Consider the following 12,099-nt stretch of genomic DNA (forward strand, 5'->3'; position numbering starts at 1 on the left):
CACGGGGGGAACCATGTTCGAGCGGCTGGGCAGATTCGTTGTGGGCAGAGCGTGGTGGGTTATTGCGGGGTGGGTGGTGGCGGCAGCCGCCATCATCCTCACCACACCATCGCTTAGCGACATCACCTCAGCGGATCAGGAAAGCTTCCTGCCCCGCTCGTACGAGTCCGTGCAGGCGACCGAGCTCGGGCAGAAGGCGTTTCCGCAGCAGGCCACAGCGACCGCTGTCATCGTGGTCAAGCGCGCCGACGGGCAGAAGCTCACGCCCGCGGACGAGGCGACGGTGGGCAAGCTCGCCCAGGCGCTCAAGGCCAAGAACATCCCGCACACGTCCGGCTACCAGACCGGTCCGCAAGCGGTGGCGCCGGACAAGTCGGTGCAGATCGTCAACGTCGGGCTTGACGCCCCCACCCCCGACGACCCGACGCTGCTCGACGCCGTCCGCGATCTGCGGGCGGACATCGGCCCGGAGTTGGCGAACAGTGGACTGACCGCGGGCGTGGCCGGTGACGTGGCGAGCTTCGTCGACAACGAGGACACCTTCAACAACGCCTTCGCCGTGGTCGGCATCGCGACGATCATCCTGATCATCGGACTGATCCTCGTCATCTTCCGCAGCCCCATCGCCGCGCTGCTGCCCGTTGTGGTCGTCGGTGTCGTCCTGAGCATCACGACGGGTCTCGTCGCCGCCGCAGGCAAGGCATTCGACCTCAGTGTCAGCCAGGACCTGCAAACGATCCTGCTGATCGTGCTGTTCGGCATCGGCACCGACTACATCCTGTTTCTGCTCTTCCGCTACCGGGAACGGCTGCGCGCCGGCGACGACAAGCGCACCGCGATGATCGTCACCGTCCAGCGGGTCGGCGAGGTCATCACCTCGGCCGCCGGAGCGGTAATCGTCGCGTTCCTCGTGCTGCTCCTCGCCTCCCTGGGCTTCTTCGGCTCGCTCGGGCCGGCGCTCGCGATCGCCGTCGGCGTCATGCTTGTCACCTCGCTCACCCTCGTCCCGGCGGTCGTCTCGCTGCTCGGCCGGTACGTCTTCTGGCCGTCGAAGGCGTGGCAGCGTACGCCCAAGGCCACCATCTCGCACCGGCTCGGCACCACCGTCGGGCGTCGGCCGGCACTCGTCGCGGCGATCTCCGGCATCATCCTTGTCGCGCTCGCCGCAGGCGTGCTGAGCTACAAGGCCGACTACGACTTCAGCGCCGGCTTCCCGCAGGACACCGAGTCGGCGAAGGCCGCGCAGGACCTCCAGCGCGGGTTCGCCGCCGGTGCGCTCGCCCCCACCGAGGTCTACCTGACCGCAAGTAACGGGTCACAACTGACCGAGCAGCAGGTCAACGAGTTCGCCGCGGCCATAGCGAAAGCCCCGGGTGTGGGCCAGGCGCAACCCCCGGAGCGCAGCACCGACCCGAGTGTGGCCCGGGTCAATCTGCTGCTCAACGAGAACCCGGTCTCCAACAAGGCGATCAACCTTGTCCGCGAGGACCTGCGCGATGCCGTACACGCGTCGGCCCCGCCCGGCACCCGGGCGCTGGTCGGCGGGACCACCGCGATCTTCGCGGACATCAACTCGGCGAACAACCGCGACCTATCGGTGATCCTGCCGGTCGCAGCCGGCCTGATCGCGCTCATCCTCGCGCTGCTGCTGCGCAGCCTTGTCGCGCCGATCTACCTGGTGATCGCGGTGCTGCTCAACTTCGCCGCCACACTTGGCGCCACCGTCTACCTCTTCCAAGGGCTACAGGGCGAGCCCGGTGTCACCTTCCAGTTGCCGATCATCCTGTATCTCTTCGTGGTGGCGATCGGGACCGACTACAACATCCTGATGATCGCCCGACTACGTGAGGAAGCGCGGGAAGGCAACGAACCACACGAGGCCGCCGCCATCGGTGTGCAACACGCCGGCCCAACCGTCGCGGCAGCCGGACTGATCCTGGCCGGCACGTTCGCGGTGCTGCTGCTCGCGCCGATCTCCTTCCTCCAGCAGATGGGCTTCGCGGTGGCGATCGGCATCGTGCTGTCGGCGTTCGTCATGTCGATGTTCTTCGTCCCGGCGCTGACCGCGCTGATCGGGCACAAGGCGTGGTGGCCGGGCCACGGCGACGAGCGGCCGGCCGGCGGGCGAGACGCCCGCGCCGTCGACCAGCCGAGCTAGCGGAACTGCGCCGGCAGGAGACGAACCGAATACCGCTCGACCACCCCCGACCCACCGCCGGAGCAGCACTAGGCGGCGATCGTGCGGGCGGTGGCGTAGACGTCTGCGGGTAGGGCGTGGTCAAGCCGCCAGAGGATCCGCATCGGCCGGTCGCCGGTGTGCGACTCGTACGTCATGGTGCCGGCATAGAGGTACGGCGGCGCGCCCAGGTCCCGGTCGGGGATCCGGGTTTCCCGGACGAAGAGATGCACTGTCGAGTGACCGGACGTGTAGCGCTGCCCGGTCACCGACGCCGCCGACGTGGTGCTCTGCGACTCCCACTGGAACAGGCTGCTTGTGATGGCCCGGTCGGCGTACATGGTGGTGGGGGAGTAGTGCGCCTCCGACTTCACAAGGGTGACGAAGAACAGGTCGGCCTGGGCGTCGGGGAGCCACTTCACCCCCTCGCGTAGCGAGCCCGGGTTGGTCATCCCGAAGGCGGCACATGCCTCGTTGCGGCTGTAGCGGGCGTGTACCCGCAACGGCACAGCACCCGGAGCGACGGCCGGCGTCACCCGGTGGATGCGATCCCGCAGCACCTCGGCGATCTGGCGCAGCTCGGCGCAGCGGGCCGGGTCCTTCCAGAGCCGGGCCAGCCGCTCGTCCCGCGTGGCCAGCGACGCGTTCGGCCCCCAGAGACTGAAGTGCAGCATGTCCAGGAGCCGATCGTTGCCCTCGTACACCTGCTGACCTGGCGTGGGTGGTCCGGTCGCGACCCGGGTCAGCAGCTCCAGCCGGTCTACGTCGTCGGTGTGCAGCATGCGGCCGATGGCCCGGCCCAGGTCCCGGTCGTCCGGACCGGGCGCGGACGTCTCCATGCCGACGAGCCGCCGCAGCCCGGTCCAGCCGCCGATGCTGGCCGATCGGTACACGTCCTCGATTTCCAGGCCGGTCTCGCGCAGGAAGGTCGCCAGGCTGACGTCACCGAGTTGCCGCAGCTCGGACACCAGGCCGGCCTTCGAGGTGGGCAGGGCGCTCTTCAGGTTGGCGAGCACGACCTCCTTCGCCACCCGGTCCAGCTCGACGTGGCAGCCGCTCGGCAGCCTCGGAAAGTCGTCGCGGATCGCCTCGGTGATCTCCTGTCGACTCACCCCGGTCAGGGCACGCCACCGCAGGTCGAAGCGGAAGTTGGCGTGCTGCCCGCCGATGAAGTCGAGCACCGTGAGGCAGGGCTTGTCGTCGTCGAGGCGCAGGCCACGGCCGAGTTGTTGCAGGAAGATCGTGGCGCTCTCGGTGGGCCGCAGCATCAGGATCGTGTCGACCATCGGCAGGTCGACGCCCTCGTTTGAACAGGTCCACTGTGAAGAGCACCCGCAGCTTGCCGGCCTTGAAGTCCCGCAGTAGCCCGGCCCGGTCGGTGCCGGCCCGCGAGGTCACCGCCGCCGCCTCAACACCGTGCTTCCTGAACCACTCGGCCATGAACTCGGCGTGCCCGATGCTCACGCAGAACCCGAGCGCCCGCATCCGCCCCACGTCGACCTTGTCGCGGACCGCCCGCAGTACCAGCAGCGCCCGAGCATCGTTGCCGGTGTAGACGGTGTCGAGCTGCGTCGGGTCGTAGCCCTGGCCGCGCTTCCAGGTGACGTGCGACAGATCGACGTCGTCGTGCAGCCCGAAATACTGGAACGGCGCCAACAACTGCCGCTCCAACGCGTCCCACAGGTGCAGCTCAACAGCAGCGCGGCCGTCGAACCACCGGCGCACGTCGCCGCCATCAGCCCGGTCGGGAGTCGCCGTCAGTCCCAGGAGTACGCGGGGACGCAGCCGCTCCAACAACCGCGTGTACGTCGGTGCCTCCGCGTGGTGGAACTCGTCGACGATCACCATGTCGTACGCCTCGGGGTCGACCTCCCGGCGGTGCAGCGACTGGATGGAGGCGAAGACGTGCTTCCAACCGTTCGGCCGTTCGCCCGCGACGAGCGTCTCACCGAAGCTGCCATCCCCCATGACCTGCCGGAACGTCGACAGGCTCTGCCGCAGGATCTGCTCCTGATGAGCCACGAAGAGCAGCGAGTCTGCCCTTCCCGCCCTGTGCAAGCGGCGGTAGTCGAGGGCCGCGACCACGGTCTTGCCGGTGCCGGTGGCCATCACCACCAGGTTGCGCCAGCGCCCGTGCACCAGCCGCTCGGCGTCCAGGTCGGCCAGGATCTCGGCCTGATAGGGGTAGGGGCGCACGTCCAGGTTCGAAATCTCGGTGGGTGCCTGGTCGCGGCGCTCCCCGCTCAACGCGTGCCGTAGCCGCTCGGCATCTCGGGTCGCGTCGTACGCCTCGAACGCCGGGTCGTTCCAGTAGTCCTCGAAGGTCGCCGTGAACGTGTCGATGACGTGCGGCTGCTCCATGTTCGAGATGCGGACGTTCCACTCCACGCCGTCCACCAGCGCGGTCTTCGACAGGTTCGACGAGCCGACGTACGCGGTGGTGGTGCCGTTGGACCGGCGGAACAACCACGCCTTGGCGTGCAGTCGGGTGGTCCTCGTCTCGTACGACACCTTGATCTCGGCGCCCAGCTCTTTAAGCCGGTCGAGCGCCCGCTGATCGGTGGCGCCGAGGTAGGTGGTGGTGATGACGCGGACCTTGCCGCCTCGGGCGATCAGCTCGCGGATGGCCGGCTCGACGATGCGCAGGCCGTACCACTTGATGAACGCGCAGAGCAGGTCGACGTGGTCGGCTGAGGCCATCTCGTGGTTGACCTCGTGGCCGATGCGGGGCTGGTGGCGGCCGTTGACCAGCAGCGCGCCGGTGGAGAGGGGGGTGGTGGGGCGTTGCGGGAAGGTGGGCTCCGCGGGCGGCGTTGGCGGGGCGGCGATGGCGTGGAGCAGGTGCCTGGCGTCGGTCACCTGGTCCTGCTCTGTTGCCGCCTTCGGGCTGAGGGCGGCGATGGCGTCAGCGATCTGGTTCGCCATCTCGACCTGCTGGTGGAGCTTGTCATCGCCGTTGGAGACGGACTGGAGGGCTCGGGCCGCCAGCGCGGCGATGTGCCGGGCCAGGGTGTGGTGGGCATCGGCGGGGTCGAGCTTGTGATGCTGGATCAGGGCGGGATCGACGTGCTGAAGGCGATCGGCCAGCTCGCGGGTGATCAGGTGCGCGTACACGCCTCGTTCTAGATCCGTCACCAGGGGAAAGGTAGCTGTCGAGGTGGCTCCTTGCAGCCCTAGCCGCGGCAGTGAGATCAGACTGTCGGGTCCTGGACAGATATTTATTCAGGTGTCTCAGCGCTTGCAGGCACCGCTACAACTATGACGGTTCGCAGGTAACCCCACGCCTGACCTGGGAGTCGCTAACCTACTTTATAGTAGGTCCCGGATGCAGAAGTGGCGGCGGAGCCACTTGTGAGTCCGTCATGGCGGATATGCGTCACTGTCACAGGAGCTGGGGGTCCCGGTGCGAGGGGCCCGCCGGTACAGTCTCCCGTTATACACCTGCGGGAGGGGGTGGCCTATTGCCTAAGGTGCTGACCTCAGCGGCACGTGTCCATGCGTGGACGTCTTCACTGGTTTGGCACCAGCCGCGGCGTTTACCAGGCTGTTTATCATTCAGGTCGGGAGGCCCAGCAAATCGCATCCCGGGCGGTCCTAAACCGAGTGTGAGCGCGATTGCTCGGATTCCTGGTGATAGGAGGAAGGTCGGCGAGGTGCCCCCGGGGATAGCTGGTCGACCTCGAAACTCGAATTGGGGTAGCTGCGGTATGTCAGTACGACGCATCCCTGCCGAGATAAATGGCATCCCGGTGCTAGTAGAAGCTGTGGCTGTCGGCGATGAGTATACGAGTGCGAAGCCTTTACAGGACCGTGTCGAGGACCTGTTCGGCAAAGCTCAAAGGGTAATCGAGGCCACGATTGTATCTACCTCGCAAATGGTCAGAGCGACTGCCTTTCGAGCGGCACATCCTGATCAAGTGGAAATTCAATTTGGCTTGAAGTTCTCGACCCAGGCGGGGGTGATATTCACCAGCGTGGCGTCTGAGGCAAGTCTCGCCGTGAAGGTGATATTTGGACCCTTTGTGGCTGTTGACGAAGAGGACTCGTCGAATGCTGAGGATAGGGATGGTCAACGGTGAGCGCTTCGCCTGCTGGCGGTACGGACGCATTCTTGGGTCGTGTTGAGAACGCCCAAGGCGGCTATGTTGGCACATGCTTCCAAATCAGTTCTGGATTCCTTGTAACTGCTGCTCACGTCGTACAGGAGGCGCTGGTAGAGGACGACCGTGCAAATCTCGTGGGTAGACCCGTCGTCGTCGCCCCGCTTACCGATAGGGACCCGGGGACGATTACCGCCCGGGTCCTTGCCGTGCACGAAACCCAGGACGTGGCGGTACTCGAAGCCGACCGCCCTCTCGCTGCAGTAGTCACCCACCTGGCCTATTCGGACGCGCAAACGCCAGGAACCGAATTCTTCATTACTGGATGCGCTCGTCTTGACGATGAATCGCAATACAAGAGTCTTACAACTCTCGGTCAGTGGGGCCGAGCCGCCCACACGATTCAGGATTTATCGGTAGGCGCCGGAACCGCTCCAGGTGCGGAGCCTGGAATGAGTGGTTCCCCGGTTTTGCGGACGAGCGATGGCGCGGTCATCGGAGTGATGAGTAAGCGCTACAACAGCGAAGCGTGGTCTAGGGATCGCGTCTGGTTTGTGCGGGTTGAGGACCTAGTAACAATTCTCCCCCCATCTGTCCGGGTAGCAGTATTCGAAACTGCTGAAGATCGGACGGACAGGTCTGCGCTCCTGAATGTCACCTACGAAGATAAAGCTAGGCTGACTAACGAAGCCGGCTTTTTTATGCCCGAAGAGTGGGCGATTGCATGGCGCAATTCGATAGAAGCCCTTGAGTCGGGAAAGATATTGCTTGTTGTGGCTCCCGCTGGCTTCGGATCCACAACCTTCGCCGAACAGCTGATCGCCAGGGAGGGCGATAGTCGCCTTCGCGTGGCAAGGCTTGAGCCAGGTGACTGGGATGCACCAAACGCTGCCTCCTTGCCTAAGCAGCCCTGGCACGGCTATATCCTTGACCTGCAAGACCCTGATCACGATAAGCCTAGCGCTCAATTCTTGCGTGGCTTGAACGAAAGTGCCCACACTTTCAGTCAGGCCCAATCTTGTCTTATTGTGACGATCAGAGATACTTTGTGGTCGAGCAAATCAGCTGTTTCACTTGAAAATGTTCGAACTGTTCGTATCGAGAGTCCGCCAGATCCACTCACGCTCGTTGAGAGATTTTTCGAAGAGTTCGATCCAATAGTAATCCCTGCAATACGTCACGATAGTGTTCGTACACATTTGAATGGCATGAATGCCATCGAATCGAGCCATGCTATAGGGCAAATCGTTGACCTACTCGATCAACCGGGTGAGGGCACTCCATTGTCTACGCAGCAGATGACGGAGAAGATTGCCGAAGTCCTCGACAGCCATATCGAGTACTTGGATGTTCTATTCGGCGAGGAAGAGGCGCTCAGTTCTCCATGGTCTCCTCCTTCCGGCCTACGGCAATATAGACCCCTCGTTCTGGATGATCGGTGTTTATTGCTGACGCTCTCTGTTCGTTCAGAGGCCCGCGTGAGTGAATTAGAAGATGATTGGCGGGACCTTCTCTCAGAACTCAGGGGGAGGGCGGATGGGGGTGATCGGCGGCTCGACAGCGTCTTGGCGAGGGCTGGGATCAGGGGCAGGCTGAAACGAATTCGCGCGGTAGTAGACCGAAACGAAGTCGCGCGATTTGCCAGGCCGACTTTCGGTGGGGCCGTTGTCCGCTATGTTTGGGACAACTATAGCGAAGTCCGAAGCCCTCTCGTGCGTTGGATGTGTGCCCACCTCGCCCAAGAATCGGGGCAACTTTCGCCTGCTTCGTGGGTCTCCGGATTGGTACGTAGAAGTCAAGATGTTGATTTCATCCGCCACGAACTTCGCGAAATTGGCGACAAGGAAATTCTGAAGGATGTTCTTTTCGACGCTTGTCGTGACCAACATATGAGGCGGAGGGCAGAAAGGCTACTCTACGACTGGGCCCAGAGCGCCGAGATGCAAAGCGTCGTAGTGGAGGTTGCTAAGCAACTTTACCTACTTGATCAGCGGCCTATTGCTCTACGACGGCTGCAACGAGTCGCGGACTTCGGTAAAATTTCTGATGTTACCACCTCGTCCGTAGAGGCTGCGTTCGAAGAGATCCTAAAAGACGAGACTGCTCGTGTTTCCTTTCTTCCGGCCATTTCAGGCTGGTTAGGCTCAGCAAGCGCAAAGACTTCAGCAAAACTCGCCCTTCATGCGTTAATCCGAGATCCCGCAGGGATTGAGGTATTCATCGCGCTAGAGAGAGACGGCGCTCTGGAACTGAAGCCCCTTCTCGCAGAACTTCTGATCGACGAATCGGCGCACCCAATCATCGTGTCCATGGTAAAGTCCGCAACTAATGAGGCTAGCTACCAGGCACTAATTGATTCTTTGGCGGGCGCTGCTAGGGAGAATGGAATAATCGCGAGCCTGTTCCGGCTGTCCCGAGCCTTGGATGCGATCGAATTGCGAAGTCCCGTCGATGACTTGTCGGCTCGCCTTGAGGAATCCAGGAGTGCTGAGAAGGTTGGCGGAAGGTAGCGATGTACGGGCTCTATCGTCGTAGTAGGATAGTGCAATTTCCGCGCGGTATGCGGCTGAAAACAAATGACAGAGACATGTTTTTCGCTGCGGATTTTACTGCGAGGGTTAGACCCCATCGACGTCATGCGGATTTAGACGCTTTGGTGCGAAATAGGGTGCAGTCAGCGGCTGCCGGGGTCGCCGTAAGTTGGCGGCCAGAGTACGTCGAGGAGGCGCAGGACGAGATTAACGGAATCTTGGGTATGCGCGATAAGTGCCCTGACGGATTCTACCGGGAGTTAGTGGGCCGCGTCCGGCTCTATTTAACAGAAGATACTCGTGCCGATCTTCAAAGGCAGAGAGAGGATGCCTTGAGGCTCCGGCGCCTCCGGTTCCTGAAGGAGAACATCTTCTCGGATCCGAGCCTGGTTGCCATAGAGCTCTTTGAGCGAACTCCGGTCGGCGGTGCGGAGCTAGACCGCCTGCTTGAGAGGGCATCGGAGATGGCGTTGAAGCTACGCTCTTTTGAGAGTTGGTGGGCTGCCTTGCTGCTGGCTTGGGGAGAGCTTGCTCAAAAGATGCGATCTCCGGCAGAAGCTGAGGTTGCGATGAACATTCTACTTGAAGCGATTAGGAACCTTGACGCCACCTTGCTCTTGAAGTACTCCCTTCCGAAGCCGGACGGCAGTGGGATTCAGTCCAACGGCTAACGCCGCACCTCAGTTACGCAATCCAATAAGGCGTGGGTTCGAAGCGTCAAGCGTGGCGTGACATCTCGAAGCTCAGGCCGACGTTGGCGTTCAAGCAGACAGTACGTGGACTGCAGGTCGAATAACCGAGTCCGCGTCCGTGCCCATATAATTCGACAGCGCCCTCTATAATGCCGAAACCTGTGGTGTGTCTGTCCGTCAGCGACTTATTTAGAAGCGAGGATGAGTGGTGGTTCCTGGCAAGGTGCGCAGCAAAACGTCGAAGGTGGGCGCATTTCCCCAGGCTGGCCGGAGCTTGTTCACCTTATTCCAGCCTAAACAATGGTACAGCATTTGAGCGGCGGCATTATCAGGCAGGACTAGCAGGGTAGCCAACCACCCCGCCACCACGCTCTGCGGCAAGGCGACGCGCCCGTGATACGGATGGCAGCGGTACGCCCGGATCACCCGCCCCAGATGCCGCTCGGCCAGTGCCAGTCGCACCGGCTCGTGCTCCCAGAAACTCGCCGGCACAGTTGGCGGCGCGCTCAGTCGATCCCGCTCAGCGGCCTGGCATGGCGTGCACCGTCCGCTGTCGTTGTCCCGGGCCAGCCGTCCGCCGCACCGAGGGCAGTTCGCGTGGTTCACCGGCGGCTCCGTCCGTCTCGCCTCATCGAGCCTGTCCATTGAACACGGTGCGTGGGGAGTTGGTATACGCACGACGCATATCTCAAGGACCGCTGAAGAGGAGAGCAGATCCTCAGGCTGGACGAAGCAACCGCAGCGCCTCGACAACCACGTCCCAACAATTCGGTCCGTCCGCCGAAGCAAGCGCCCTGCCGTCGGCGACGACAACGCCGGCAGCCCGCAGCACCGCCAGATGACCCGCGTACGCCGGATGCGCGGCCAGCTCCGCCTTGGTGTGCGGGAAAACAAGGATCGGCAGACCCGCACCCAGCGACTCGTTCAGGACGCCGAGCGCCAGCGTGTCGTTGATGCCCAGCGCCCATTTCGTCACCGTGTTGAACGTGACAGGCGCTGCTACCACCACATCGGCCGGCGGGTGCGGCTCCGGATCACCGGGCATCCGCCACTCCACACGTACCAGAAAACCGGTCTTGGCCTGCAACGCCTGACGGTCTAGCCACGGCGCGGCGGTCGGGCTGACGATCATGCACACCTGCCACCCGTCGGCGATCAGAAGATCGACCAGCTCGTCGATGTGTTCCGCCGGACCCGCGGCGCAGACGACCAGATACAGCACCGGGCGTTCCGTCATGCCGGCAGTCTGCCCGACCAGGATGACGCGTTGTCGACCGCATACGAACCACGCATGCTGCCGACGATCACTGTGGCATGCCGGATTGCCTGGTCAGACGCGAGAGTCGACACACGGCCCGGGGCGGGTGTCCCGACTACGGAACTGCGCTGGCCCTCAACGGCGCAGCTTCGTCCCGCCCGCCCCGGTGCCGCTCGATCCGTCAACGTCTCGGAGCCGGCATGCCCACCCTTATCGACGACGATCACCCGACTCCCGTGAGCTTGGCCGCCGCCTGGGCGTCGGTGGACGTGCGGGCCGCCGGCGACTTCTGGTGCACACTCGAGGACCGCCGACCGGGGCTGCTCCCACACCGCGACGCGCCGCTGTTCTTCACCGCGTTGGGCCAACTCATGGTCGGCGGTGACGACCCGGCCAGTCGGGCGGCGCTGCTCCTGGTGCTCGGCCGCGCGTACCGTCACTTCGACCTGCTCCCGCACTCCACCACCATCGCCGACGCGCTGCTCGCGACCGTGGCCCGCCACGCGCAACTACAGTGGACGCCGCAGCTCACCCGCGCCGCCGAGCGCGCCCTGTGCCGCGCCACGCACGCCATCCGCCGGGCCGCCGCGCGGGTTGGCGACGGGCGGGCCTGGTGGCACGTCCAGGTGATCGGCCACGAACGGCCGTCGCCCGACATCGCCATCCTGACGGTACGTCCCTGGCGGCGACTGCCCTTCCAGCCAGGTCAGGCGGTCCCGGTCTGCACACCCCGCCTGCCGGGTCGCTGGCGCTGGCTCTCACCGGCGAACGCCCCACGCGCCGATGGCACCATCGAGCTGCACGTCCGCGCCGTACCCGCCGGCACCGTCTCCCACCACCTTGTCCATGAGGTACGCCCCAGCGAACAGCTCTGGCTCGGCCCACCCGGCGACACCGGGCTGACCCTCGATCCAGCGCGTACCGATGACGTGTTGCTCGTCGCCGGTGGCACCGGGCTGGCGCCGCTGCGCGCCCTTGTCGAGCAGGTCGCCGCCGCTCCGGACGGTCGGCGGGTGACGCTCGTCGTCGGCGCGCGCACCTTCACCGACCTGTACGACGCGATAGCCCTCGACAAGCTGCAATGCGCCAACGACTGGCTGACCGTCGTGCCGGCGCTCTCCACCGACCCCTGCGCCGACCCGGCCGAAAAGGGTGACGCCCTGACCATCGCCCTCGACCACCACCGGCCCGGCCAGGAGGTCTACCTCTGCGGCCCACCCGCGATGCTTGCCGATGCGCGGACACGGCTACTCGCTCTCGGGGTCCCCGCCGCCCACATCCATCTGCCGAGAGGCTTCACCCGCTGATCGCCGCGCCTTCTCATCGATCGATCGGCATGAGA

Annotated in this window: 8 protein-coding genes; 5 read left to right on the top strand and 3 right to left on the bottom strand. The window is 64.1% G+C overall.

Annotated elements, in window-relative coordinates; genetic code table 11:
* Nucleotides 1-76: 76 nt before the first annotated feature.
* Nucleotides 77-2,158: an MMPL family transporter gene (locus ACQPWW_RS05930; protein WP_433129905.1), complete on the top strand. Its 2,082-nt coding sequence runs from the start codon at nt 77-79 to the stop codon at nt 2,156-2,158.
* Between the two features lie 68 nt (nt 2,159-2,226).
* Here ACQPWW_RS05930 and ACQPWW_RS05935 read toward each other — a convergent pair whose 3' ends face one another.
* On the bottom strand, nt 2,227-3,207 hold the full coding sequence (locus tag ACQPWW_RS05935; RefSeq protein ID WP_433129907.1) for a DUF3427 domain-containing protein: 981 nt from the start codon (nt 3,205-3,207) through the stop codon (nt 2,227-2,229).
* Nucleotides 3,119-5,311 (bottom strand): DEAD/DEAH box helicase family protein, encoded by a 2,193-nt coding sequence (locus tag ACQPWW_RS05940; protein WP_433129909.1) that lies wholly within the window; start codon nt 5,309-5,311, stop codon nt 3,119-3,121. Before ACQPWW_RS05940 ends, ACQPWW_RS05935 begins: the two co-directional genes overlap by 89 nt.
* 572 nt (nt 5,312-5,883) lie before the next feature.
* On the opposite strand from ACQPWW_RS05940, the gene ACQPWW_RS05945 reads away from it, so the two are divergent.
* The 3 genes from ACQPWW_RS05945 (at nt 5,884) to ACQPWW_RS05955 (ending at nt 9,478) form a co-directional block, all read left to right on the top strand.
* Entirely contained in the window at nt 5,884-6,255 is a 372-nt protein-coding gene (locus ACQPWW_RS05945; protein ID WP_433129911.1) for a CU044_2847 family protein, read from the top strand.
* Nucleotides 6,252-8,786: a trypsin-like peptidase domain-containing protein gene (locus ACQPWW_RS05950; protein ID WP_433129913.1), complete on the top strand. Its 2,535-nt coding sequence runs from the start codon at nt 6,252-6,254 to the stop codon at nt 8,784-8,786. Before ACQPWW_RS05945 ends, ACQPWW_RS05950 begins: the two co-directional genes overlap by 4 nt.
* A gap of 158 nt (nt 8,787-8,944) precedes the next feature.
* Nucleotides 8,945-9,478, top strand: coding sequence for a hypothetical protein (locus tag ACQPWW_RS05955; protein ID WP_433129915.1), 534 nt, complete (start codon nt 8,945-8,947; stop codon nt 9,476-9,478).
* A 739-nt stretch (nt 9,479-10,217) separates the two neighbouring features.
* Here the strand turns inward: ACQPWW_RS05955 and ACQPWW_RS05960 are convergent.
* Nucleotides 10,218-10,736 (bottom strand): flavoprotein, encoded by a 519-nt coding sequence (locus tag ACQPWW_RS05960; protein ID WP_433129917.1) that lies wholly within the window; start codon nt 10,734-10,736, stop codon nt 10,218-10,220.
* Between the two features lie 221 nt (nt 10,737-10,957).
* Between ACQPWW_RS05960 and ACQPWW_RS05965 the strand changes: the two genes are divergently transcribed.
* Nucleotides 10,958-12,064, top strand: coding sequence for an FAD-binding oxidoreductase (locus ACQPWW_RS05965; RefSeq protein ID WP_433129919.1), 1,107 nt, complete (start codon nt 10,958-10,960; stop codon nt 12,062-12,064).
* The last annotated feature ends 35 nt before the right edge of the window (nt 12,065-12,099 follow it).

The sequence above is a fragment of the Micromonospora sp. CA-240977 genome, from assembly GCF_050942285.1.
GTDB lineage: Bacteria > Actinomycetota > Actinomycetes > Mycobacteriales > Micromonosporaceae > Micromonospora.